This is a genomic window from Abiotrophia sp. HMSC24B09 (assembly GCF_001815865.1).
Lineage (GTDB): Bacteria > Bacillota > Bacilli > Lactobacillales > Aerococcaceae > Abiotrophia.
Map to the genome: position 1 here is coordinate 1 of NZ_KV822210.1, position 24470 is coordinate 24470.

Below are 24470 nucleotides of genomic sequence, written 5' to 3' on the forward strand. Positions count from 1 at the left end.
GTTAAAGAACAAAATGGTAAGCTTGGTGGGATTACTTACGATGAGAAGGCCTACAAGGTTAAAGTTACTGTCACAGACAACGCAGGTCAATTAGAAGCTGCGGTAGAATACCCAGATGGTCAAGAGATTACTAACGTTTACCAAGCGGGATCAGTAAGCAAAGTCTTGAAAGCTAACAAGGCGCTGACAGGTGCTAACTTAGCAGATGACCAATTCACTTTTGAATTGGTTAACAAAGCTACTGACAAAGTGGTTCAAACCGCTAAGAATAAGGCAGACGGGACTGTAACCTTCCCAGCTGAAACCTATACAGCTGTGGGCAACTACACTTACACCATCCGTGAGAAGAATGATGGTTCTAAGGGCTACACCTATGACGCTAAGGAAGTTGAAGTCACTGTAGCGGTAACTGACAACGGCCAAGGTCAATTGGTAGCGACTGAAACTTATGCTACGCCAGCTGAGTTTACTAACAACTACCAAGCTTTATCAACAAGCGCAGCCATTAGTGTGACAAAAGCCTTAACTGGCCGTCCACAAAAGGCAGGCGAATTCAGCTTCGACTTAATCGAAGAAGGAGCTACAAGTGCAGCGCAAACTAAAGTCAACGCTGAGAACGGTAGTGTGGCCTTCGACGCGATTACTTACACCAAACCAGGTACTTATAAGTACACGGTTAAGGAGAAAGCGGGGACTGTTGCTGGGGTGACTTACAGCACTCAAGTATTGAACGTAACCGTAAAAGTAACTGACAATGCCGGCCAATTAGAAGCTACGGTAGAATACCCAGACGGGCAAACCATTACCAACGCTTATAAAGCAGCCGCTGCTGATGTCACCATCAAAGCTAAGAAAGTCTTGAAAGGTAAAGCGTTAGTAGCTAATGCCTTCACCTTCGAATTAGTAGATGCTTCAACCAACAAAGTTGTTGACACTGCTAAGAACGATGCAAATGGGGATGTTACCTTCAAGGCGCAAAGTCTCTCAAGCGCTGGTGCCTACACTTACTCTGTTCGTGAAAAACTAGACGCTAATGATAAAGGGATGACCTATGACTCAAGCAATATCTTGGTACACGTCCGTGTAACAGATAACCTTGCGGGTCAATTAGAAGCAACTGTAACGCCAGATAAGGAATTAACATTCACCAACAGCTACAAGCCATTGGATCAAAATGTTACCCTTATGGCAACTAAACGCATGGAAGGTCGCGCTCTTCAAGCTAACGAATTTAACTTCGTCTTGAAAGACGCTGACGGCAAAGAACTACAACGTGTCGCTAACGATGCGACAGGTAAGGTAAGCTTTGAACCAATTACTTATTCAGCAGTTGGGACTTACACTTACACTATCGCAGAAGTTTCAGGCGATGCTAAAGGTGTTACTTATGACGCTAAAGAAGTGAAAGTAACTGTTGAGGTCAAAGACGACAATGGCCAATTAGTAGCGACACCAAGCTATGAACAAGAGCCAGTCTTTACTAACCGTTACGCAGCAGCTTCAACCAAGCAAGCATTAAGCGTTAAGAAAGTTTTAGAAGGTCGTGCTTTAGAAGCAGGCGAGTTCGAGTTCGAATTATTAGACGAACAAGGCACTAAGTTGGCAAGTGCTAAGAACGACGCAGAGGGCAATGTAACCTTCGAAGAACAAACTTATAGCAAAGTAGGGACTAGCAAGTATCGTATTCAAGAAGTGAATAACGGCTTGAAGAACGTTACTTACGATACCAAAGTAGTAGAAGCAACTGTTGAAGTAGTTGATAACCAAGCACAATTAACCCCTTCAGTTACTTACACTCACGATGCTACCTTCACTAACACCTATAAGGCAGTGGACCCAGGGCAACCAAGCTTCAGCGTAGACGCTATGAAAGAATTGGAAGGCCGTGAAATGAAGGCAGATGAATTCCAATTCAATCTCCTCGATTCAAATGGCAACCTGGTTGCTACCGCTAAAAACGATGCATCAGGTAAGATTCATTTGGAACATACCATCACAAACCCAAGTGAAGGTACCTTTACTTACAAAGTCGTGGAAAAAGACTTGGGCGACAAAGAAATCACTTATGACAAAACTGTTCATGAGGTTTCTGTAACTGTAAGTAAGGACAGCGAAGGCAAGTTCCAAGCAAAAGTGGATAGTGCCAAATCTATTGTCTTTAAGAACACTTACAAACCAGTGAAAGAAGAGAAAAAATTACCTAAGACCGGTGAAGCTGAAGTTATTTGGTTGACTGCTTTGGCTAGCATGATGGTAATGGGCGCAATTGCAGTTCTCCTTCTTGACAAAAAAGCAAGATCTTAGGCTACTTTATTAGTAGTTGGCAAAGCCTAAAGTATGCAGAAAAGTCCCAGAGTTTATAAACTCTGGGGCTTTTCTCTATCAAAAAAAGAGGCTGAATGGTAGAATTCAGCCTCTTTGTCCTAGGGAGCATTAAGTAGCGGCTAGCTCCCTAGCCAGATCCTATAAAAAATAGGATGGACGACTATTACTATATTATCCAGAAAATAGTAGGCCGTCAGAGTTATTTTCTAAATATAGAGGGGAAGTCTAATTTGAAAATAAATCAATAAGCTCTAGGAAAATTACTAATTATCCTAGCGGAGGTCCGACCTCCAGACTATAGTATACAATAATCATCTGAAATTGTCACTACAAAAAAACGATATTATGGGCTTTTTTGGGCAAATGACTGGTCAAATCCAATCAATAGTATCAATAATTAGCAAAAATTATCTTCAATTAAGTTTGGAAATTAGGTGTTAAACTTGATTCCACTAAAAGAACTGTACAAATAGCAAGTGGTGTGATATACTATATATGGTATTAAATTGCCGATATCCAGAAAATTAGGGTGCTATTTAGTAGCGCAAAAGATAGTGGCACCCGAAACTAAGGAGGGGAAATTTTATGAATAAGCGTAAGTTTTTTAACTTGCTTATTTCACTCTTAATGGTTCTGAGCATTTTTGTCGGACCGATCAATGCATTAGCTCAAGAAGCGCCTGCAGGCGCAGAGCCAGCGACAGCGGCACCCGCGGTTGCATCAGAATCAAGTACTAGTGACAACGCAGGTGGGGTAGCAGCACCAGCAAGTCCTAGTGAGAACCAGCCGGCAGCTAATCCAGAAGCAGCCGCAACATCAGCCAGTCAAGCAGCCCAGTTGGTATCAACTGAGTTCTTGATTAATAACAACCCGGTTGTTGACGGGGCTAAATATGGTGAGGGTAAATTCTATATTAAGCCAACTTACCAAATTCCGGATTCAGCAACAGTAAAAAATGGGGATACTTTTGTCTACCAAGTGCCAGCACAATTGGCGGTAGAGAAAACTGAACCAAAAGAAATTAAAGCACCTAATGACACGACAGTTGCTACGTTGACTACTGATCCAGCTACTAACACCGCAACTATTACAATCACTAACGAAGCCTACTATCGCTTCATGAACGAAAGTCGTACTGTCAGTGCTTTGTTCACAGCAGTATGGGCTGACTCTGTTGCAGTTGATGAGACAGTAACTATGACGTTACCTGGCGCAGGCTCTTATACACTTACCCGTATTGTACCGATGGAAGATTCCACTGGGTACTTCAAGTGGGGCGTTCAAGATAAAGACGACCCAAGCATGATCAGATGGCAAGTGTTGGTTAACCGTTTGGCCGCTAAGGACGTAACGGGCGTAAGTATTGCTGACACTATTCCAGAAGGTCAAGAATTAGTTGGCGAAGTAACAGGTTACTACTTTACTGAATGGGGTAAGGAAGAAGGCCATCCAGCACTTGATAGTGCAGGTGTCAAAGTAACAGACAAAAACCACTTCACGGTTACGCCAGAAAATGGTGATTTGAGTGGTCGTGGTTTGTACTTGCGTTATTCTACAAAATTAACAAGTCCTGTTGACAACGCAACTAAAAAAGTATTCAACTCTATCGTTGTAAAAACTGCTAAAGAAGTTCATAATGTTGATGGTTTTGCTCCACTAACCACTACTGAGGGTGGCGCATCAGCTAGCCGTTCAGACGAAGTGATTTTCAAAGTGACCAAGAAATTAGATGGCCGCGCTTTGAAAGCTGGCGAATTCCAATTCCAATTAATCAACACAGCTGATAACTCTGTTGTCCAAACTGTAAGTAACGATGCTCAAGGCAATGTAACTTTTGCTAAAGTGAAATTCTCTCAAGCTGGCGACTTTGTTTACAAAATTAAAGAAGTAAACAATGCTGTCCCAGGTGTTACTTACGATGAAGCAGAGCTAACTGCCAACGTTAAAGTAGTAGACGAGAACGGTGAGAAGAAAGCAACTGTTACCTATGATCAAGCTCAGTTTGCTAACAGCTATAAAGCTGCTAAAACTAGCCAAGAAATCGTAGTGAAGAAGCAATTAGAAGGCCGTGCACTTAAGGCAGACGAGTTCGAGTTCCAATTGCAAGATGCACAAGGTAAAGTATTACAAACCGTGAAGAATGCCCAAGATGGAACTGTTAAGTTCGCTTCAGTTGAATTCGAACAAGCCGGCACTTACAACTATAAAGTTGTAGAAAAAGCAGGTAGCGATGAAACCGTAACCTACGATACCAAAGCGGTTGATGTAGTGGTAACTGTTGTGGACAATGGCGCAGGCCAATTAGAATCAAGCGCTAGTTACACTAACCAAGCGACCTTTGTTAACAAAGCAGCGACTAACTTACCAAACTCTTCTGACCCTGCACCTGCTGCAGTTGACTTCACAGTAGCAGCTAAGAAAGTATTAGTTGGTCGTCAACTAAAAGATAAAGAGTTCAAATTTGAATTAGTAGACAGCATGGGCAAAGTCTTAGCAACGGCAAGCAATGACGCTTCAGGTGCGATTAGCTTAACTTCTTCTTATGCACAAGAAGGGACCTATAAGTTAACCGTACGCGAAGTTGCTGGGCAAGATTCAGCTATCAGCTACGACAAGACTAAGTTCAACGTAACGGTTGCTGTAACGAAGGATGCTAATGGCAAGCTTAAAGCAGAAGTTGCGACAGAGAAGGAACTTGTATTCTACAATGCCTTCAATGCTAAGAATCCATCTTTACCAAGCACTGGTGAAATGAACTTCATCTGGTTGGCTCTTGTCTTAGCCTTAATTTCTGTAGTACTACTCTTGGCTAACAAGCCACATCATGTAGACTAATTTAGTTTTACACCTCAAAAATAGACTGGTGCTAGCCTCTGGCTGGCGCCAGTTTTTTCTATCTTGTGTACCTTGCTTAACAAGTTTGCCATTCCTACTGTCAGGGGCCTACAATTATGTTATAATAGAAGTAATTTGAAGAAATAGAAAGGGGCACTCATTCGTGACCACGCAAAAACCTACCTATTATATTACAACGCCGATCTACTACCCAAGTGGTAAGTTACATATCGGTAACTCCTACTCTACCCTAGCCTGTGACGCTATGACGCGTTATAAGCGTCTACAAGGCTTTGATGCTTTCTTCCTAACTGGGACCGATGAGCACGGTCAGAAGATTGAACGGACAGCTGAGGGGCTAGGAGTAAGTCCTAAGCAATATGTCGACGAGATGGCCGACATCATTAAGAAGCTTTGGGATTTATTAGATATCGACTATTCACACTTTATCCGGACTACAGATGACTACCATGAGAAGGCTGTGCAAGATGCCTTTGAGCAACTCCTAGCCCAAGATGACATCTATCTAGGCGAGTATAGCGGATGGTATTCCGTCAGTGACGAAGAATTCTTCACCGAGAGCCAATTAGTTGAAGTTTACCGCGATGCGGATGGTAATGTGACAGGTGGGGTTGCCCCAACTGGCAACGAAGTAACCTTGGTCAAGGAAGAGTCTTACTTCTTCCGTATGAGCAAATATGCTGACCGTTTGGTGCAATACTATGAAGACCACGCTGACTTCTTAGAGCCAGCCTTCCGTAAGACCGAAATGATCAATAACTTCATCAAGCCTGGCTTGGAAGATTTGGCGGTGTCTCGGACCACCTTCACTTGGGGTGTGCCGGTTAAGTCCAATCCTAAGCATGTCATCTATGTCTGGATTGATGCACTCTTAAACTATATTACTGCGCTAGGCTACGGTTCTGACGATACCAGTCGCTACAACAAATACTGGCCAGCAGATGCTCATGTCATCGGTAAGGATATTTCCCGTTTCCACATGATTTACTGGCCAACTATTCTCATGGCCTTGGGCTTGCCATTGCCTAAGAAGATTTTCGCTCATGGCTGGTACCTCATGAAGGAAGGTAAGATGTCCAAGTCTAAGGGGAATGTCATCTACCCAGAAACCTTGGTAGAACGCTATGGCTTGGATGCCACTCGTTTCTATCTCTTGCATGAAATGGGTGTCGGCAACGATGCGGTCTTCACACCAGAAGGCTTTGTCCAATTAGTCAACTCCGAATTAGCCAATGACTTGGGTAACTTGCTCAACCGGACCGTTGCCATGATGAACAAGTATTTCCAAGGCCAAGTGCCAACCGAAGGCTTAGAGGCGACTGCAGTGGATGCTGACTATGATGCTTATGTTAAGGAGCAAATGGCGGCCTACTATCAAGCTATGGATGCCATGAGCTTGAGTGCAGCCTTGAGCCATGTTATGGCCATTGTCTCCCGTACCAACAAGTACATTGATGAAACCATGCCTTGGGTCTTAGTTAAAGAAGAAGCGACCCTAGGTCAACTGCGTTCTGTCATGAACCATTTAGCAGAGGCTTTACGCCTGGTGGCCCATCTGTCACGTCCATTCATGACCCAAGCGCCAGCTAAGATTTTCGAACAACTAGGGCTGAATGATCAAATGGGCCTAGACTTTACTCAATTAGTCTATGGGGCCTTCCCTGCAGGCGCAAGTGTAGTGGCTAAGGGGACCCCAATCTTCCCACGTTTGGATGCAGAGCTAGAAGTGACCTATATTCAAGAAGCTATGGCAGCTGGTAAACCAGGTGCTAGCCAAGCCAAGGTTGACGACCCTAACTGGGATCCAGAAGCCACTGAATTAGTTCACCGTGAAGTAGCCGAAGCTGAATTCGATGACTTCTTGAAGATTGAGATGAAGGTGGCAGAGGTCTTGGATGTTCAACCAGTCAAGGGCTCTAATAAACTATTACGTTTCCGCCTGGATGCGGGCGATAAGGGTCACCGTCAAATTCTGTCCGGGATTGCTAAATTCTATCCAAATCCGGAAGAACTAATCGGTCGTAAGGTCTGCATCGTCTCTAACCTCAAGCCACGTAAGATGATGGGCTATGTCAGCCAGGGCATGATTTTATCCTCTGAACAGGACGGCCAACTCCATCTCTTAGCAGCAGATCCAAATGCAGCAAATGGCGCTTGGATTGGCTAGACGAGGTGACCAAGATGCCTTTATTTGATACGCACACGCACTTGAACGCCCAGCAATTTGCGGGCCAGGAGGCAGATTATATTGCCCGAGCCCTAGCGGCGGACGTGGGCTATCTAGCAGTGGTGGGATTTGATGATCCCACCATTGAGCGTAGTTTGGCCTTAAGTGCGGCCTACGATAACATTATTTCGGTAGTGGGTTGGCATCCGACTGAGGCCCACACCTACAATGACCAGGTGGAGCGTCGCCTGGAGGAATGGCTAGAATTGCCTAAGGTTAGGATGCTAGGCGAGATTGGCTTGGACTACTATTGGGATACTGCCCCTTGGGATGTGCAAGCCCAGGTCTTCCGGCGTCAGATTGCCATTGCCAAGTCACACGGTCTGCCCATTACCATCCATAATCGTGATGCAACTGAAGACACCTATCGGATTCTCAAGCAAGAAGGCCTGCCGGCTGCGGGTGGCATTATGCATAGCTTTGGCGGGACAGCTGAAGAAGCCATGCGTTTTGTAGACCTTGGCATGCATATCAGCTTCAGTGGGGTCTTGACCTTTAAAAAATCCGAGGCAGTCCGCCAAGCGGCGGCCCTAGTACCGGCAGAGCGTCTCTTGGTTGAGACCGATGCCCCCTATTTGGCGCCAGTGCCTAAGCGTGGTAAGCAAAATGAGCCAGCCTATGTCCGCTATGTGGCAGAGTGCCTGGCTCAGGTGCGAGACATGAGTCTGGAAGAGCTAGCCAAATTGACGACGGGCAATGCCTGCCGTCTCTTCCAGTGGTGGCCTGAGGGGTGGGACCAATGAGTCAAGCCATGCCCCAAGAGGTTATTGTGGTGGAAGGGCGCGATGATACCAAACGCCTGATTGAGACCTTTGGCCCGACGGTTAAGACCATTGAGACAGGGGGCTCTGCCCTAGAAGCGCCGGTCTTGGCTCAGATTGTAGAAGCAGCTAAGACTCATGGCATTATCGTCTTGACGGACCCCGACTACCAAGGGGAGCGTCTCAGACGACTGGTGACCCAGGCGGTGCCAAGCGCTAAGCAAGCCCATATTAGTCGGACGGCAGCCTTTGGTGGCCAAGGCAAGAGCCTGGGGGTGGAACATGCGAGTCCCCAAGAGATTCGTCAAGCCCTAAATCAGGTTATGACGCCGGCTGAGGGAGACTTAGTGGCTTTAATTCCCATGGGCAGCCTGGCCCAGTGGGGGCTGACCGCAGGTCCGGGCTCCAAGGCGCGTCGTCAGGCCGTCAGTCAGCACTTTAATTTAGGTTATACCAACGCCAAGCAATTGCAGCGCCAACTGCAACGCTATGGCATCGACCAGGCTGGCTTGGGTGAATTCGTCCAAGTCCTAGATCAAGCCCAAGGAGGGACCCGAGAATGAGAGAATTCCGGCCAATTGCGACGCCGACCCGTACGGTTGAGATTATGCGTCGCTTCGATATTCAAATGAAAAAGAGTCTGGGTCAGAACTTTCTAATCGAGCCCCGGATGTTAGAGAAGATGATTGAAGCTGGCCAAGTCGATGCAGATACCACAGTCATCGAGATTGGCCCTGGCATCGGTGCCTTGACCCAATACCTAGCTCACCATGCTAAGCAAGTCTTGGCCTTCGAAATTGACCAGCGTTTTGTGGGCATCCTGCAGGAAACCCTAGCAGACTGTGATAATGTCCAAGTGGTCCATCAAGATATCCTGTCTGTGGATTTCTCTAGCCCAGAATATGCCTGGCTACACGACCAGTCCCGACTAGTCGTGGTGGCAAATCTTCCTTATTATATAACCACGCCTATCATCATGCGCCTGATTGAGAGCAATCTGCCCTTCCAGTCGCTCGTGATGATGATGCAAAAGGAAGTCGCAGAGCGGATGACGGCGGCTGTGGGCACCAAGGCCTATGGTTCCCTGTCAGTGGCCATTCAATTGGATATGGAGAGCGAGATTGCCTTCATTGTGCCTAAGAATGTCTTTATCCCTAAGCCAAATGTGGATTCTGCCGTGCTCAAGTTGACTCGCCGGCCAGCGCCCTTGGTCCAAGTCAACGATAAGGAAGCCTTTCAAGCCTTTGTCCAAGCGGGCTTCAAGCAACGCCGCAAGACCTTATGGAACAACCTTAAGTCGGCCTATGTGCCGGGCCTGCTCAGCGAAGAGGGCTTGCGTCAGGTCTTCGACCAGGCGGGCATTGAGCCTAATCGCCGAGCTGAGAGCCTCAGCCTTATGGATTTCGCTGACTTAGAGGCCGCCTTTGAGGCTCATAAGGCTAAAAATTAGCAAAAGGCGAACGTTGTCAGCTTTTTCAGGATAAGTTGCCGACCTTTCCTAGGTTAGTCTACCTAACTGTGTTATAATAGTAGGAAAGAGGTGAGGCTTATGCCAAAAGAAATTGCCGAGATCAAATCCCTCATGGATCAAAATATTGGCGAAAAAGTAATTATCACCGTCCAACTCGGTCGTAACAAGAAGCGTACGCGCCGAGGCGTCCTGAAAGAAACCTATCGTTCTGTCTTCGTTGTTGATTTAGAGCAAGAGGCCAACACCTTAGCGTGTGTCTCCTATAGCTACTGCGATGTTCTGACCAAGGCCATCGACGTAGATTTTGCGGAATAGCCATTATTATTTTTAGCCAAGTGCCCCTGAGAGGGCCTTGGCTATTTTTGTGTCCAAAAGGCCAAAAAATCAGTCGAAACATCACCTAAAAGGTGAAGTTTTATCGACCGGGTAACAGAGAAATCGTCATCATCCGACATGAAAACGAAAACATACAAAAAGCCCAAAAAAACTTGAGAAAAGCCTTGATTTACAAGTATTCCTACGCTATAATAATGATTGTGCCTTAATGGGTACCAGTGTGCCCATCGCAGGACATGCCCCCTCTTAGAGGTGGGGAAGACAGCTATGAAGCGAGAGGTTGCGACACACCCGGACGCTTTGCCACGGGCGGGTGAGGTTGGAAATTCTTGTGGAGCAAGTCATTTTATCAAAATTGACGAAGGAGGAAATCTAAATGGCAAACAAAAAAATTCGGATTCGCTTGAAGGCTTACGAGCATCGTGCATTGGATTTAGCAGCAAGCAAAATCGTAGAATCAGCACAAAGAACAGGAGCGAAGACAGCGGGGCCAATCCCATTGCCAACTGAGCGTTCTTTATATACCGTGATTCGTGCGACTCACAAATACAAAGACTCTCGCGAACAATTCGAAATGCGTACACACAAACGTTTAATCGACATCTTAGAACCAACTAACAAAACAGTTGATGCTTTGATGAAATTAGACTTACCTAGCGGTGTAGACGTAGAAATCAAATTATAATTTTAGAAAAATGGAGGTGTACTCATGACCAAAGGAATCTTAGGTAAAAAAGTAGGGATGACTCAATTCTTCACTGAGAACGGTGAATTGGTACCTGTAACTGTTATCGAAGCTACTCCAAACGTGGTATTACAAGTTAAAACCATGGAAAACGATGGCTACGAAGCGGTTCAATTAGGTTTCCAAGACTTGCGTGAAGTATTGTCAAACAAACCTGCTAAAGGTCATGTAGCAAAAGCAAATGCTACTCCTAAGCGCTTCATTCGCGAGTTCCGCGAAGTTGAGCTTGGAGAATATCAAGTAGGACAAGAAATCACAGTGGAAACTTTCGCAGCTGGCGACATCGTCGATGTGACGGGTACATCCAAGGGTAAAGGATTCCAAGGTGCGATCAAGCGTCATGGCCAATCACGTGGTCCAATGGCTCACGGTTCTCGTTACCACCGTCGTCCAGGTTCGATGGGTGGGGCTTCGTTCCCATCACGCGTCTTCAAGGGTAAAGGCCTTCCAGGTCAAACCGGTGGCGAACGCGTAACCATCCAAAACTTGGAAGTTGTAGCGGTTGACGTAGAAAACAACGTAATCTTGATTAAGGGTAATGTCCCAGGTGCCAAGAAATCACTCGTTGAAATCAAACAAGCAATTAAAACAGTTAAATAATTCGAGGAAGGAGGAACGAGTAAATGACAAAAGTAAGTTTATTTAAACAAGACGGTTCACAAATCGGCGAAATCGAATTGAATGCAGCTGTATTTGGGGTTGAACCTAACGAAGACGTAATCTTCGACGCAGTAATCATGCAACGTGCATCTTTACGTCAAGGGACTCACGCGGTGAAGAACCGTTCCGCTGTACGCGGTGGTGGCCGTAAGCCATGGAGACAAAAAGGGACTGGCCGTGCACGTCAAGGTTCTATCCGTTCACCACAATGGGTTGGTGGGGGTACCGTATTTGGTCCAACACCTCGTTCATACAGTTATAAATTACCAAAGAAAGTACGCCGCTTAGCGTTACAATCTGTATTATCTCAGAAAGTATTAGAAGGCAAGTTAGTAGTTGTTGATGAACTCAGCTTTGCAGCTCCATCAACTAAGGAATTCAAGTCAGTATTGAACAACCTTAAAGTAGATGCGAAAACTCTCTTAGTATTAGAAGGGACTAACGCCAACGCTTACTTCTCAGCACGTAACTTAGCTAACGTGAAAGTGATCGACGAAGGCAACGTGAACGTATTAGACGTTGTAAACTACGACACACTTGTCATCACTAAAGCAGCACTTTCAACCGTAGAGGAGGCTTTAGCATAATGCAATTATCAGAAGTAGTATTACGCCCAGTCATCACTGAACAATCAGTTGCTGGTTTAGACGAGAAAAAATACACGTTCGAAGTAGACCGTCGTGCTAACAAAACTCACATCAAACAAGCGGTTGAAGCAATGTTTGAAGGGGTTAAAGTTAAGAAAGTTAACACGATCAACGTTGACGGCAAAGCAAAACGCATGGGCCGTTACGCTGGTTTCACTCGTAAGTACAAGAAAGCAGTCGTAACCTTGACTGCTGAATCAAAAGACATCGAATTATTCGCTAACGAAGCTGAATAATCACCTAGAAAATGAGTAAGTAGGAGGGAATAAGAGTGGCGATTAAAAAGTACAAACCAACCTCTAACGGTCGTCGTAACATGACTGGTTATGATTTCAGCGAAATCACTGCATCAAAACCAGAGAAGACATTGTTATCTTCACAAAAACAAAAAGCCGGCCGTAACAACCAAGGTAAAATCACTGTTCGTCATCAAGGTGGCGGTAACAAACGCGCTTACCGTATCATCGATTTCAAACGTAACAAAGACAACGTAGTAGGGACTATCGCAACCATCGAGTACGATCCAAACCGTACCGCTAACATCGCGTTGGTACACTACGAAGACGGGATCAAGACTTACATCTTGGCACCAAAAGGCTTGAAAGTAGGCCAAAAAATTGAATCTGGTGAACATGCCGACATCCAAATCGGGAATGCATTGCCATTAGCAAACATCCCTGAAGGTACTGTGATCCACAACATCGAATTAAAACCAGGTAAAGGCGGTCAATTAATCCGTTCTGCTGGTACTAGCGCTCAAGTATTGGGTCACGAAGGTAAATACACTTTAGTTCGTTTGAACTCTGGTGAAGTTCGTATGATCTTATCAACTTGCCGTGCAACTATCGGGGTTGTTGGTAACGAACAACACGAATTAGTAAACATCGGTAAAGCCGGTCGTGCACGTTGGATGAGCAAACGTCCTGAAGTTCGTGGTTCCGTAATGAACCCTAACGATCACCCACACGGTGGTGGTGAAGGTCGTGCACCAATCGGGCGTAAATCTCCGATGTCTCCATGGGGTAAACCAACACTTGGTAAGAAAACCCGCTCTAAGAAAGCTAAATCTAGCAAGTTAATCATCCGCGGCCGTAAGAAATAATAGGCGCCGGTAACAAATAATCGAAGGGAGGCTTCATTGTGAGTCGTAGTTTGAAAAAAGGACCTTTCTGTGATGCGCACTTAATGAAAAAAGTGGAAGAGCAAGCAGAAAGCACAAAGAAACAAGTTATTAAAACCTGGTCACGTCGTTCAACCATCTTCCCTAACTTCATTGGTTTAACCATTGCCGTTTATGATGGCCGCAAGCACGTGCCTGTATATGTTCAAGAAGATATGGTAGGTCACAAATTAGGTGAATTCGTACCAACTCGTACTTATAAAGGTCACGCAGCTGACGACAAGAAATCTAAGAAACGCTAATTTATAGGAGGAAAACAAGATGTCTAACCAAGTTACATCTGCAAAAGCAGTTGCAAGAACAGTTCGCATTGCGCCTCGTAAAGTTCGCTTAGTCTTAGATCTTATCCGAGGTAAAAAAGTTGGCGAAGCAATTGCCATCTTAAAATTCACACCTAAAGCAGGTGCCCCAATCGTTGAGAAAGTGTTGATGTCTGCTATCGCTAACGCGGACCACAACTACGATCTTGACTTGGAAAACTTATACGTGAGTGAAGCATTCGCTAACGAAGGCCCAACCATGAAACGGTTCCGCCCACGTGCGAAAGGTTCAGCTTCCCCAATCAACAAACGTACAAGCCACATCACTGTTGTGGTATCTGAGAAAGAGGAGGCTTAATCAATGGGTCAAAAAGTACATCCAATTGGTATGCGTGTCGGCGTCATCCGCGACTGGGACGCTAAATGGTATGCAGACAAGAACTTTGCTGAATACTTACACGAAGATTTAGCTATCCGCAAATTCTTATACAAGAAATTAAAAGAAGCATCAGTTTCTAACATCCAAATCGAACGTGCTGCTAACCGTGTGATTGTATCTGTTCACACTGCTAAGCCAGGTATGGTCATCGGTAAAGGTGGTTCCGAAATCGATGCAGTCCGTGCGGAATTAAGCAAATTAACCGGCAAGAAAGTCTTTATCAACGTTGTAGAAATCAAAGAACCAAGCTTAGACGCTAAATTGGTTGCTGAAGATATCGCACGTCAATTAGAAAACCGTGTGGCTTTCCGCCGTGCTCAAAAGCAAGCTATCCAACGTACTATGAAAGCTGGCGCTCAAGGGATTAAAACCATGGTATCTGGCCGTTTGAACGGTGCTGATATTGCGCGTAGCGAAGCATACTCTGAAGGTACTGTGCCACTCCATACCTTACGTAGCGATATCGACTACGCATGGGAAGAAGCGGACACTACTTACGGTAAGTTAGGAGTTAAAGTTTGGATCTGCCGTGGCCAAGTATTGCCACAAAAGAAAAACTCTGAGAAAGGAGGGAACTAATCAATGTTAGTACCAAAACGTGTAAAACACCGTCGTGAATTCCGTGGTAAAATGCGCGGAGAAGCTAAAGGTGGTAAACAAGTTGATTTCGGTGAATACGGCTTACGAGCTACTGAATCTCACTGGATCACAAACCGTCAAATCGAAGCAGCCCGTATTGCGATGACTCGTTATATGAAACGTGGTGGGAAAGTATGGATTAAAATCTTCCCTCACAAATCATATACTGCAAAAGCTATCGGGGTTCGTATGGGTTCTGGTAAAGGGGCACCTGAAGGTTGGGTAGCACCAGTTAAGCGTGGCAAGATTATGTTTGAAGTAGCGGGTGTATCTGAAGAAATCGCACGTGAAGCATTACGTTTAGCATCGCATAAACTACCAGTTAAGACCAAGTTCGTAAAACGTGAAGAATATGGTGGTGAATCGAATGAAAACTAATGAATTTAAAGCGTTAATCAAAGGGTTATCCACTGCTGAGTTGCTTGAACGTGAAGCTGAGTTGAAGAAAGAACTCTTCAACCTTCGATTCCAATTAGCAACAGGACAATTAGAAGATACAGCACGTTTACGCACTGTACGTAAATCTATCGCACGTATCAAAACTGCTTTACGCGAGCAAGAATTGTCTAAATAAACCAGCAAAGGAGGCTAACATCAATGACGACAGAACGCAACCAACGTAAAGTTTACCAAGGTCGTGTCGTGAGCGACAAAATGGACAAAACCATCACGGTTTTAGTCGAAACTCGTAAGACTCACCCTAAATACGGTAAACGCGTTAAATATTCTAAGAAATATAAAGCACATGATGAAGAAAACCGTGCAAAAGAAGGCGACATCGTGCGCATTATGGAAACTCGTCCATTATCAGCTACGAAACGCTTCCGTTTATTAGAGATTGTTGAAGAAGCAGTCATTATCTAATTAACCAAGTATATCTCGGAAGGAGGACATCGAAATGATTCAAACAGAAAGTCGATTAAAAGTTGCTGACAACTCTGGCGCACGTGAAGTATTAACAATCCGTGTATTAGGTGGTTCTAACCGCAAAACTGCTAACATCGGGGATGTTATCGTTGCAACGGTTAAACAAGCAACGCCAGGTGGAGTTGTTAAAAAAGGTGACGTCGTAAAAGCAGTAATCGTACGTTCTAAATCAGGAGCTCGCCGTAAAGATGGTTCTTATATCAAGTTTGACGAAAATGCTTGCGTCATCATCCGTGACGATAAGAGCCCTCGTGGTACGCGTATCTTTGGACCAGTTGCACGTGAATTGCGTGATAACAACTACATGAAGATTGTTTCATTAGCTCCAGAAGTTTTATAAGAAATATTAACGAAGGAGGAAACTATTCATGCGTATCAAAACAGGCGATACAGTTAAAGTAATTACAGGTAAAGATAAAGGTAAAACAGGGACTGTTTTACGTACTTTACCAAAAGAAGACCGCGTAGTCGTAGAAGGCTTGAACATTGCCAAAAAGCACGTTAAACCTTCTCAAGCAGGTCAAGGCGGGATCGAAGAATTCCCAGCACCAATCCACGTGTCTAACGTTAAACTCGTTGATCCTAAATCAGGGGAAGCAACACGTGTGGGTTATCGTTTCGAAGACGGCAAGAAAGTCCGTTTCGCGAAGAAATCTAACGAAACCATCTAATCAATAGCGAGAGGAGGATTAACACTACATGGAAAATCGTTTAAAAGCTAAATACTCAAACGAAGTAACTAAAAAATTGATCGAGCAATTCAACTACACTTCTGTAATGCAAGTACCTAAAGTTGAAAAGATCGTCATCAACATGGGTGTGGGTGACGCAGTAGCTAACGCTAAGAACTTAGAAAAAGCTGTTGACGAACTCACTTTATTATCTGGTCAAAAGCCAGTGATTACCAAAGCTAAGAAATCCATCGCGGGCTTCCGTCTCCGTGAAGGTATGCCAATCGGGTGTAAAGTGACCCTACGTGGTGCGCGTATGTACGACTTCTTAGACAAGTTAGTCACTGTATCTTTACCGCGTGTTCGTGACTTCCACGGTGTCAGCAACAAAGCCTTCGATGGCCGCGGGAACTACACCTTAGGGATCAAAGAACAACTTATCTTCCCTGAAGTGAACTATGATAACGTTGATAAAGTCCGCGGGATGGACATCGTTATCGTAACAACTGCGAAATCTGACGAAGAGGCACATGCTTTACTTAAAGAATTAGGCATGCCTTTCCAAAAATAAGACAAGGAGGCGAATGAACATTGGCTAAAAAATCAATGATTGCAAAAAACAAGCGGTCACCTAAATTCAAAGTTCAAGAGTATACGCGCTGCGAGCGTTGCGGACGTCCACACTCCGTATATCGTAAATTCAAACTTTGCCGTATTTGCTTCCGCGAACTTGCTTACAAAGGACAAATCCCTGGCGTGAAGAAAGCCAGCTGGTAATCCATACTGAACAAAGAGGAGGTAAATACAACATGGTTATGACAGATCCAATTGCTGATTTCTTAACTCGTATCCGTAACGCTAACAGCGTAGGACACAAGACTGTATCAGCACCATCTTCAAAAATCAAAGTAGCGATTGCTGAAATCTTGAAACAAGAAGGTTTCATCAAAAACTATGAAGTCGCAGAAGACGACAAACAAGGTGAAATCACCATCTTCTTGAAGTACGGCCGTAACAACGAAAAAGTTATCACTGGCATCAAGCGTATTTCAAAACCTGGTTTGCGTATCTACACCAAATCAGAAGACCTACCTAAGGTATTAAACGGCTTAGGGATCGCCATCATCTCAACTTCTAACGGTGTTGTGACTGACAAACAAGCTCGTCAAGCTGGTGTCGGTGGCGAAGTATTAGCTTACGTTTGGTAATCTAATCTACTCATAATTAAGATAACTAGAAATAAGAAAGAGGAGGTGCAGCCCTGTGAGTCGTATCGGTAAAAAACCAGTCGTGATTCCAGCAGGCGTAACCGTCGAAGTAAAAGGTCATACAGTGACTGTAAAAGGCCCTAAAGGTACTTTGACACGTGAATTCCACCCAAACATTGCGTTGGAAGTTCAAGAGAATGAAGTAGTCTTCACTCGTCCAAATGATTCAAAAGAAAACCGTTCATTACACGGGACTATGCGTTCTGTCTTCAGCAACATGGTTGAAGGTGTAGCGAATGGCTTCAAGAAAGAATTAGACCTTATCGGGGTCGGTTACCGTGCTCAAAAACAAGGTAACAAATTAGTATTGAACGTGGGTCTTTCTCACCCAGTTGAATTCGAACCACTTGAAGGTGCTAACTTTGAAGTTCCTTCTAACACTAAGATTATCGTAGAAGGTTACGATAAAGAGAAAGTCGGCGCATTAGCAGCCAACATCCGTGGCGTACGTCCACCAGAACCATATAAAGGTAAAGGGATTCGTTACACTGACGAATATGTACGTCGTAAAGAAGGTAAGACTGGTAAGTAATAGACCGGTCCTGATCTTCTCCTATAACTTAAACTTAAAGAGGTGAAAATTGTGATTACAAAACCAGATAAAAACAAAGTACGTCGTAAAAGACATGCTCGCGTAAGAAACAAAATCTCTGGTACTGCTGAGTGCCCACGCTTGAACGTGTTCCGTTCCAACACGCACATCTACGCTCAATTAATTGATGACGTAGCGGGTGTGACGCTTGCAAGTGCCTCTAGTAATGACAAATCAGTAACAGGGACCAAAGTTGAACAAGCTTCAGCTGTAGGTAAATTAGTTGCTGAACGTGCGGTAGCAAAAGGCTTCAAGAAAGTTGTCTTCGACCGCGGTGGGTACCTATATCACGGTCGTGTGAAAGCTTTGGCTGAAGCAGCTCGTGAAAACGGCCTAGAATTTTAATAGAAGGAGGACACTAGTTCATGGTTCACATCAATCCAAATACCTTGGAAAACATCGAAGAACGCGTTGTGACGATTAACCGTGTTACCAAAGTTGTTAAGGGTGGACGTCGTCTACGTTTCTCAGCTTTAGTAGTTGTCGGTGACAAGAACGGTCACGTTGGCTTTGGTACTGGTAAAGCTCAAGAAGTTCCAGAAGCAATCCGTAAAGCTATCGAAGATGCGAAGAAAAACTTAATCGAAGTACCATTGACCGGAACCACAATTCCTCACGAAGCAATTGGCGAATTCTGTGGTGGTCGTGTCTTAATCAAACCAGCACCAGCCGGTTCTGGGGTTGCAGCAGGTGGTCCTGTTCGTGCCGTAATGGAATTAGCAGGGGTAGCTGACGTAACAAGTAAGTCTCTTGGTTCTAACACACCAATCAACATGGTGCGTGCGACTGTAGAAGGCTTGAAACAATTGAAAGTAGCTGAAGAAGTTGCTGCTTTACGTGGCAAATCAGTCGAAGAAATTTTAGGCTAAGGAGGACAATCAAATGGCGAACTTACAAATCCAATTGAAACGCAGCTTGATCGGTCGTCCTAAAAATCAAATCCAAACTGCTAAGGCGTTAGGTTTAACTAAGACTTACAAGACCGTTGTTAAACCAGACAACGAAGCGGTTCGTGGGATGATCAATACGATCAGTCACTTAGTTGAAGTAAAAGAAGCATAAAAATTAGAGACTAATACAAGGAGGTGCCACAGGAATGAAACTTCATACATTAAAACCTGCTGAAGGTTCACGTCAAGAACGTAACCGTGTCGGTCGTGGTCAAGGTTCCGGTAACGGTAAAACTGCTGGTCGCGGTCAAAAAGGTCAAAAAGCCCGTTCTGGCGGTGGCGTACGTTTAGGTTTCGAAGGTGGACAAACTCAATTGTTCCGTCGTTTACCAAAACGTGGATTCAACAACATCAACCGTAAAGAATATGCAGTCGTTAACTTGGAAGCTCTCAACCGCTTCGAAGACGGTACGACAGTTACACCAGCTCTCTTAGTTGAAGCAGGTGTCGTTAAGAAAGAATTATCAGGAGTAAAAATCTTAGGTAATGGTCAACTTGAAAGAAAATTAACTGTTCAAGCAGCCAAATTCTCTAAAGGTGCAGAGCAAGCAATTACTGCAGCTGGTGGATCAATCGAGGTGATCTAATGTTTACCTTCATTAAAAATGCATTTGCGGATAAAGATACGCGTCGTCGCATCTTTTTCACGCTCTTCGTTTTTGCGGTATTCCGATTAGGCTCACATATTCCTGTACCTGGGGTTCGGGTTTCAGCGATTAATACTTTCGCTGAGAGCGGCCTCTTAGGCTTATTAAACACTTTCGGTGGCGGGGCCTTGAAGCGCTTCTCGCTCTTCGCCATGGGGGTTTCTCCATACATTACCGCCTCAATCATCATTCAGTTATTACAAATGGACATCGTGCCTAAGTTTACTGAATGGGCTAAGCAAGGGGAAGTTGGGCGTCGTAAGCTCAACCAATGGACCACTTATGTTGCCATTGCCCTTGGTTTAGTACAATCTTACGGTATCGCCCTCGGTTTTAACCGGATGGCGCGTCTGGGCTTGATTGCCAACCCAACGACAATGCGTTACCTGACGATTGCCCTTATCTTAACAGCTGGTTCCATGTTCTTGGTCTGGTTGGGTGAGATGATTACCCGAAGCGGTGTCGGTAACGGCTTGTCCATGATTATCATGGCCGGGATTGTTGCGGAAGTGCCTAAGGAATTGATGGGTTATCTCCAACGCCATCTGGTAAATGGTGGAGATCATGCTATGACCAACATGCTGTCATTGGCAGCCATTATCTTGGTCATCGTCATCTTAATTGTGATTATCGTTTTAATGGAACGGGCTCAATTGCGTATCCCAATCCATTATTCCAAGAAAGCGTCAGGGGCGCGCTACTCAGCTCACCTCCCGCTTAAAATTAACTCAGCTGGGGTTATTCCAGTAATTTTCGCTAGTTCGTTCATTACAACACCTCAGATGATATTCTCGTTTGTGACAGTCGATCGGACTAACCCATGGATGGACTTCCTGGTACAACTCTTCGACTACCAAACACTCTACGGTGTAATCTTCTACACTGTCCTATTAATTGCGTTTACTTATTTCTATTCATTGATTCAAGTGAATCCGGAGAAAGTTGCCGAGAACTTGCAGAAGTCGAGCGGGTACATTCCAAGCGTACGTCCTGGGAAAGATACCGAAACTTACTTAACCAAAGTTATCAACCGCTTGAGCGGAGTAGGCGCACTTTACTTGACTTTGATTGCGGTATTACCGATTGTGGCAGGGTTCTTCTGGAACTTAACGTCACGTATCTCACTCAGCGGGACTAGCTTGCTGATTGTGGTCGGGGTTGCCATTGAGACTGCTAAGCAGGTCGAAGGGCGCGTTATCAAACGCCGTTATCAAGGATTCATTCAATAATCATGTGTCAAATAGAAGTAAAGGGAAGATACAAGATGAATATTTTATTAATGGGTTTGCCTGGTGCCGGTAAAGGGACACAGAGTGAACGTCTAGTAAAAGATTATCAAATCGTACATATTGCAACTGGGGATATTTTCCGTGCTGCGATTCAGAACGAAACCCCACTTGGGCTCCAAGCCAAGGCTTACACTGACAACGGGAACCTAGTTCCTGATGAAGTGACCAACGCCATTGTACGTGAACGTTTAGCCCAAGACGACGTGAAAGCCCAAGGCTTCATGTTGGATGGCTATCCACGTACCAGCGCTCAAGCTCAGGCGCTTGATCAAAACTTGGTGGAGTTAAACTCTCCAATCCATGCCGTTATCTATATCGATGTAGATCCAGAAGTCCTCAAGGATCGCTTGAGTGGCCGAATCATCTGCCGCAACTGTGGGGCAACCTACCACAAACTCTACAACCCACCGAAGGTTGAAGGTGTCTGTGACAATTGTGGTGCCAGTGATTTCTATCAACGTGAAGATGACAAGCCTGAGAAAGTTGCATATCGTATCAATCTCCAAATGGAATCAATTCGACCAATACTGGATTATTATGAGGAACGTGGGCTTCTTCACCGAGTGGATGGTCAACAAGCCATCGACAAGGTCTACGAAGATATCCGCCAGATTTTGTCCTCAGTGGCACAATAGCCTAACAGTAAGTTGGTAAGAGGAGGAAGTATGAATGGCTAAAGATGATGTAATTGAAGTTGAAGGTACAGTCATTGAAACTTTACCAAATGCAATGTTTAAGGTTGAATTAGAGAATGGGCATGAAATACTGGCTCACGTTTCAGGTAAAATCCGGATGAACTACATCCGCATCTTACCAGGAGATAAGGTAACGATTGAATTATCTCCTTACGATTTGACACGTGGTCGTATTACCTACCGCTTTAAGTAAACCGTTCCGTTTCGAATTTAAGGAGGGAATTAGTTAAGATGAAAGTTAGAGCATCTGTAAAGCCAATTTGCGAAAAATGTAAAATCATTCGTCGCAACGGCAATGTGATGGTAATTTGCGAAAATCCAAAACATAAACAACGTCAAGGTTAATAAGAAGGAGGTGCCAGATAAATGGCTCGTATTGCTGGAGTAGATATTCCGCGTGAAAAACGTGTAGTAATCTCATTAACATACATCTACGGTATTGGTTTGAAAACTGCACAACAAGTATTAAAACAAGCAAACGTTTCTGAAGACACTCGCGTTAAGGACTTATCAAACGATGAGCTCGACCGTATCCGTGAAATCATTGACGGCCTCAAAGTTGAAGGGGACTTACGTCGTGAAATTAGCTTGAACATCAAGCGTCTCCAAGAAATCGGTTCTTACCGTGGCTTACGTCACCGTCGTGGCTTGCCAGTTCGTGGTCAAAACACCAAGAACAACGCTCGTACACGTAAAGGACCTAAGAAAATGGTCACTGGTAAAAAATAATACTCGAATATAGAATGAAGGAGGTATAAACTTCATGGCAAAGAAAAAACAAGTTGCACGTCGTCGCCGTCGTGTTAGAAAAAATGTCGAGAAAGGTGTAGCACACATTCGCTCTACATTCAACAACACTATTGTTATGATCACTGACGTGAATGGTAATGCTATTTCATGGTCATCCGCAGGTTCATTAGGTTTCCGTGGTTCTAAGAAATCTACCCCATTCGCTGCACAAATGGCTTCAGAAGTGGCTGCTAAAGGTGCTATGGATCACGGGATGAAGACTGTTGAAGTAACAGTAAAAGGCCCAGGTTCAGGTCGTGAGTCAGCAATTCGTTCATTGCAAGCTACAGGTTTAGAAGTAACCGCCATCCGCGACGTTACCCCTATTCCTCACAACGGTTGCCGTCCTCCAAAACGTCGCCGCGTATAATCTAGATGACTCAAGCAACTGTGAAGCGCGTTATTACCAAGACTAACGTTTTGAAAGGGGAATATAATCGATGATCGAAATTGAAAAGCCAGAAATTAAAACGATTGAAGTCAGTGACGATGCCAAGTTTGGTAAAATTGTCGTTGAACCACTTGAACGTGGATATGGAACAACCCTTGGAAATTCATTACGTCGTATTTTATTATCTTCATTACCTGGTTCCGCTGTTACTAGCATCCAGATTGATGGAGTACTGCATGAATTTGCTACAGTTGAAGGTGTCGTGGAAGATGTTCCAACGATTATCTTGAACTTGAAGAAATTAGCATTGAAACTTCACACTCAAGAGTCAAAAGTAATTGAATTAAACGTCACCGGTCCAAAAGTTGTGACCGCAGCTGATATTATGCACGATAACGATGTGCAAATCCTCAACCCTGAGCTCTACATTTGCACCCTGGCTGATGGCGCTGAATTGAAGATGCGTCTCAACGTAGCCAACGGTCGTGGTTATGTACGGAGCGAACACAACAAACGGGAAGACATGCCAATCGGCGTCTTGCCAATCGATTCGATCTATACCCCAATTAAGAAGGTAAACTATCAAGTCGAAAACACCCGTATCGGGCAAAAGAACGTTTATGATAAATTAACTTTAGATATTTGGACCGACGGTTCAATTAGTCCTGAAAAATCATTAAGTTTAGCCGCTAAAATCTTAACGGAGCACTTGAATATCTTCGTTAACCTCAACGATGAAGCGCGTCAAACTGAAATTATGGTTGAGAAGGAAGAAGCTGAAAAAGAGAAAATGTTAATCATGACGATTGAAGAGTTAGACTTATCCGTTCGTTCATACAACTGTTTGAAACGCGCGGGCATCAACACGATTCAAGAGTTGACTAACAAATCAGAAGCAGAAATGATTAAAGTACGTAACCTTGGCCGTAAATCATTAGAGGAAGTCAAACAAAAATTGGCTAACCTTGAGTTGAGCTTACGCCAAGACGACTAGTATAGGATATTTCATATTCAAAGCAAAGGAGGAAACTGAATAATGGCATACCGCAAATTAGGACGTAAGAGCGCACAACGTAACGCATTATTGCGTGACTTAACTACTGATGTGATCGTATACGGCCGTATCGAAACCACAGAAACTCGTGCCAAAGAAGTACGTAAATTCGTTGATCAAATGATTACCTTAGGTAAAAAAGGTGACTTAGCATCACGCCGTCGTGCTGCAGCATTCTTGCGTAACGAGATTGCTAGCGCAACCGTTGAAGGGGATCAAGTCGTTGTTGAACGTGTCTTGACTCGTTTGTTCGGTGAGTACGCTGAGCGCTACGCTGACCGCCAAGGTGGCTACACCCGTGTCTTGAAGACCGGCCCACGTCGTGGTGATGGCGCCCCAATGGCAATCATCGAATTAGTATAATAGAGTGAGAATTCGCTTTATGATGAGGAGTGTGACGATTCTGTAGCCTTGCTAACCAACTACAGGGTCTAGCTCTATAGCACGATTGGGGGAGCCCTGCTTCCCCAATCGCTAGCTATCATCGTAAAAGTGATTTTTTTTTGGACTTATACTCAAATTCTTGAAAGTGACGCCCCCAGGTGGTAGAGTAAGGGGGTGAGTTGCTTTCATAGCTAAGGCCAGGTAGGAAACTGGCTTTAGCTATGAAAGTAGCAAGGAGGCCCCAGAGGCAGAGAGGATGAAACAGAC

Annotated in this window: 36 protein-coding genes; all 36 read left to right on the forward strand. The window is 44.6% G+C overall.

The window, feature by feature from the left end; all coding sequences use genetic code 11:
• A partial coding sequence (locus tag HMPREF3093_RS06215) for a Spy0128 family protein (protein ID WP_143227673.1) occupies positions 1 to 2304 on the forward strand: 2304 nt, incomplete at its 5' end.
• A 606-nt stretch (positions 2305 to 2910) separates the two neighbouring features.
• Positions 2911 to 5160, forward strand: coding sequence for a Spy0128 family protein (locus HMPREF3093_RS06220; protein WP_070756159.1), 2250 nt, complete (start codon positions 2911 to 2913; stop codon positions 5158 to 5160).
• A 163-nt stretch (positions 5161 to 5323) separates the two neighbouring features.
• Complete coding sequence (gene metG, locus HMPREF3093_RS06225) at positions 5324 to 7348, forward strand: methionine--tRNA ligase (RefSeq protein WP_070756160.1); 2025 nt, start codon at positions 5324 to 5326, stop codon at positions 7346 to 7348.
• 14 nt (positions 7349 to 7362) lie between these two features.
• Positions 7363 to 8151 carry a TatD family hydrolase gene (locus tag HMPREF3093_RS06230; protein WP_070756161.1) on the forward strand — a complete coding sequence of 263 codons (789 nt, stop codon included), beginning with the start codon at positions 7363 to 7365 and terminating at the stop codon, positions 8149 to 8151.
• The gene (gene rnmV, locus HMPREF3093_RS06235; RefSeq protein WP_070756162.1) at positions 8148 to 8732 is read left to right on the forward strand and encodes a ribonuclease M5; all 585 of its coding nucleotides are present in this window, start codon (positions 8148 to 8150) and stop codon (positions 8730 to 8732) included. Before HMPREF3093_RS06230 ends, rnmV begins: the two co-directional genes overlap by 4 nt.
• Positions 8729 to 9619: a 16S rRNA (adenine(1518)-N(6)/adenine(1519)-N(6))-dimethyltransferase RsmA gene (gene rsmA / locus HMPREF3093_RS06240; protein ID WP_070756163.1), complete on the forward strand. Its 891-nt coding sequence runs from the start codon at positions 8729 to 8731 to the stop codon at positions 9617 to 9619. The genes rnmV and rsmA overlap by 4 nt, the downstream gene beginning before the upstream one ends.
• A gap of 99 nt (positions 9620 to 9718) precedes the next feature.
• Complete coding sequence (locus HMPREF3093_RS06245) at positions 9719 to 9955, forward strand: Veg family protein (RefSeq protein ID WP_070756164.1); 237 nt, start codon at positions 9719 to 9721, stop codon at positions 9953 to 9955.
• A 397-nt stretch (positions 9956 to 10352) separates the two neighbouring features.
• Complete coding sequence (gene rpsJ / locus HMPREF3093_RS06250; RefSeq protein WP_023391485.1) at positions 10353 to 10661, forward strand: 30S ribosomal protein S10; 309 nt, start codon at positions 10353 to 10355, stop codon at positions 10659 to 10661.
• Between the two features lie 24 nt (positions 10662 to 10685).
• On the forward strand, positions 10686 to 11321 hold the full coding sequence (gene rplC, locus HMPREF3093_RS06255) for a 50S ribosomal protein L3 (protein ID WP_023391484.1): 636 nt from the start codon (positions 10686 to 10688) through the stop codon (positions 11319 to 11321).
• A gap of 23 nt (positions 11322 to 11344) precedes the next feature.
• On the forward strand, positions 11345 to 11968 hold the full coding sequence (gene rplD, locus HMPREF3093_RS06260) for a 50S ribosomal protein L4 (RefSeq protein WP_023391483.1): 624 nt from the start codon (positions 11345 to 11347) through the stop codon (positions 11966 to 11968).
• On the forward strand, positions 11968 to 12264 hold the full coding sequence (gene rplW, locus HMPREF3093_RS06265) for a 50S ribosomal protein L23 (RefSeq protein ID WP_023391482.1): 297 nt from the start codon (positions 11968 to 11970) through the stop codon (positions 12262 to 12264). Before rplD ends, rplW begins: the two co-directional genes overlap by 1 nt.
• Positions 12265 to 12299: 35 nt before the next feature.
• Positions 12300 to 13130, forward strand: coding sequence for a 50S ribosomal protein L2 (gene rplB / locus HMPREF3093_RS06270; RefSeq protein ID WP_035364049.1), 831 nt, complete (start codon positions 12300 to 12302; stop codon positions 13128 to 13130).
• 38 nt (positions 13131 to 13168) lie between these two features.
• The gene (gene rpsS / locus HMPREF3093_RS06275) at positions 13169 to 13450 is read left to right on the forward strand and encodes a 30S ribosomal protein S19 (RefSeq protein WP_035364047.1); all 282 of its coding nucleotides are present in this window, start codon (positions 13169 to 13171) and stop codon (positions 13448 to 13450) included.
• Between the two features lie 19 nt (positions 13451 to 13469).
• A complete protein-coding gene (gene rplV, locus HMPREF3093_RS06280; RefSeq protein ID WP_023391479.1) occupies positions 13470 to 13826 on the forward strand; it encodes a 50S ribosomal protein L22 in 357 nt (118 codons plus the stop codon).
• Positions 13827 to 13829: 3 nt separating this feature from the next.
• Positions 13830 to 14486: a 30S ribosomal protein S3 gene (gene rpsC / locus HMPREF3093_RS06285; protein WP_023391478.1), complete on the forward strand. Its 657-nt coding sequence runs from the start codon at positions 13830 to 13832 to the stop codon at positions 14484 to 14486.
• A 3-nt stretch (positions 14487 to 14489) separates the two neighbouring features.
• The gene (rplP, locus tag HMPREF3093_RS06290; protein ID WP_023391477.1) at positions 14490 to 14924 is read left to right on the forward strand and encodes a 50S ribosomal protein L16; all 435 of its coding nucleotides are present in this window, start codon (positions 14490 to 14492) and stop codon (positions 14922 to 14924) included.
• A complete protein-coding gene (gene rpmC, locus HMPREF3093_RS06295; RefSeq protein WP_023391476.1) occupies positions 14914 to 15120 on the forward strand; it encodes a 50S ribosomal protein L29 in 207 nt (68 codons plus the stop codon). Before rplP ends, rpmC begins: the two co-directional genes overlap by 11 nt.
• A gap of 23 nt (positions 15121 to 15143) precedes the next feature.
• Complete coding sequence (rpsQ, locus tag HMPREF3093_RS06300; protein ID WP_023391475.1) at positions 15144 to 15410, forward strand: 30S ribosomal protein S17; 267 nt, start codon at positions 15144 to 15146, stop codon at positions 15408 to 15410.
• 34 nt (positions 15411 to 15444) lie between these two features.
• Positions 15445 to 15813, forward strand: coding sequence for a 50S ribosomal protein L14 (gene rplN / locus HMPREF3093_RS06305; protein WP_023391474.1), 369 nt, complete (start codon positions 15445 to 15447; stop codon positions 15811 to 15813).
• A 28-nt stretch (positions 15814 to 15841) separates the two neighbouring features.
• A complete protein-coding gene (gene rplX, locus HMPREF3093_RS06310) occupies positions 15842 to 16144 on the forward strand; it encodes a 50S ribosomal protein L24 (RefSeq protein ID WP_070756165.1) in 303 nt (100 codons plus the stop codon).
• Between the two features lie 28 nt (positions 16145 to 16172).
• Positions 16173 to 16715: a 50S ribosomal protein L5 gene (gene rplE, locus HMPREF3093_RS06315; protein ID WP_023391472.1), complete on the forward strand. Its 543-nt coding sequence runs from the start codon at positions 16173 to 16175 to the stop codon at positions 16713 to 16715.
• Positions 16716 to 16735: 20 nt separating this feature from the next.
• Positions 16736 to 16921, forward strand: coding sequence for a type Z 30S ribosomal protein S14 (locus HMPREF3093_RS09615; RefSeq protein WP_083316294.1), 186 nt, complete (start codon positions 16736 to 16738; stop codon positions 16919 to 16921).
• 32 nt (positions 16922 to 16953) lie between these two features.
• Complete coding sequence (gene rpsH, locus HMPREF3093_RS06320) at positions 16954 to 17352, forward strand: 30S ribosomal protein S8 (protein ID WP_023391471.1); 399 nt, start codon at positions 16954 to 16956, stop codon at positions 17350 to 17352.
• A gap of 55 nt (positions 17353 to 17407) precedes the next feature.
• A complete protein-coding gene (gene rplF / locus HMPREF3093_RS06325) occupies positions 17408 to 17944 on the forward strand; it encodes a 50S ribosomal protein L6 (protein WP_070756166.1) in 537 nt (178 codons plus the stop codon).
• A gap of 42 nt (positions 17945 to 17986) precedes the next feature.
• On the forward strand, positions 17987 to 18349 hold the full coding sequence (gene rplR, locus HMPREF3093_RS06330) for a 50S ribosomal protein L18 (RefSeq protein ID WP_023391469.1): 363 nt from the start codon (positions 17987 to 17989) through the stop codon (positions 18347 to 18349).
• A gap of 20 nt (positions 18350 to 18369) precedes the next feature.
• Complete coding sequence (gene rpsE, locus HMPREF3093_RS06335; protein WP_023391468.1) at positions 18370 to 18873, forward strand: 30S ribosomal protein S5; 504 nt, start codon at positions 18370 to 18372, stop codon at positions 18871 to 18873.
• A 13-nt stretch (positions 18874 to 18886) separates the two neighbouring features.
• Entirely contained in the window at positions 18887 to 19066 is a 180-nt protein-coding gene (rpmD, locus tag HMPREF3093_RS06340; protein WP_023391467.1) for a 50S ribosomal protein L30, read from the forward strand.
• 34 nt (positions 19067 to 19100) lie between these two features.
• A complete protein-coding gene (rplO, locus tag HMPREF3093_RS06345) occupies positions 19101 to 19541 on the forward strand; it encodes a 50S ribosomal protein L15 (protein WP_023391466.1) in 441 nt (146 codons plus the stop codon).
• Positions 19541 to 20830: a preprotein translocase subunit SecY gene (secY, locus tag HMPREF3093_RS06350; RefSeq protein ID WP_070756167.1), complete on the forward strand. Its 1290-nt coding sequence runs from the start codon at positions 19541 to 19543 to the stop codon at positions 20828 to 20830. The genes rplO and secY overlap by 1 nt, the downstream gene beginning before the upstream one ends.
• Before the next feature lie 35 nt (positions 20831 to 20865).
• On the forward strand, positions 20866 to 21525 hold the full coding sequence (locus tag HMPREF3093_RS06355) for an adenylate kinase (RefSeq protein WP_070756168.1): 660 nt from the start codon (positions 20866 to 20868) through the stop codon (positions 21523 to 21525).
• 34 nt (positions 21526 to 21559) lie between these two features.
• Positions 21560 to 21778, forward strand: coding sequence for a translation initiation factor IF-1 (infA, locus tag HMPREF3093_RS06360; protein WP_023391463.1), 219 nt, complete (start codon positions 21560 to 21562; stop codon positions 21776 to 21778).
• A 38-nt stretch (positions 21779 to 21816) separates the two neighbouring features.
• On the forward strand, positions 21817 to 21930 hold the full coding sequence (rpmJ, locus tag HMPREF3093_RS09620) for a 50S ribosomal protein L36 (RefSeq protein ID WP_083316295.1): 114 nt from the start codon (positions 21817 to 21819) through the stop codon (positions 21928 to 21930).
• 21 nt (positions 21931 to 21951) lie between these two features.
• A complete protein-coding gene (rpsM, locus tag HMPREF3093_RS06365; RefSeq protein WP_023391462.1) occupies positions 21952 to 22314 on the forward strand; it encodes a 30S ribosomal protein S13 in 363 nt (120 codons plus the stop codon).
• Between the two features lie 34 nt (positions 22315 to 22348).
• The gene (gene rpsK, locus HMPREF3093_RS06370) at positions 22349 to 22744 is read left to right on the forward strand and encodes a 30S ribosomal protein S11 (RefSeq protein ID WP_023391461.1); all 396 of its coding nucleotides are present in this window, start codon (positions 22349 to 22351) and stop codon (positions 22742 to 22744) included.
• Between the two features lie 70 nt (positions 22745 to 22814).
• A complete protein-coding gene (locus tag HMPREF3093_RS06375) occupies positions 22815 to 23759 on the forward strand; it encodes a DNA-directed RNA polymerase subunit alpha (protein ID WP_070756169.1) in 945 nt (314 codons plus the stop codon).
• 42 nt (positions 23760 to 23801) lie between these two features.
• Positions 23802 to 24182, forward strand: a complete 381-nt coding sequence (gene rplQ, locus HMPREF3093_RS06380) for a 50S ribosomal protein L17 (protein ID WP_023391459.1) — start codon at positions 23802 to 23804, stop codon at positions 24180 to 24182.
• The last annotated feature ends 288 nt before the right edge of the window (positions 24183 to 24470 follow it).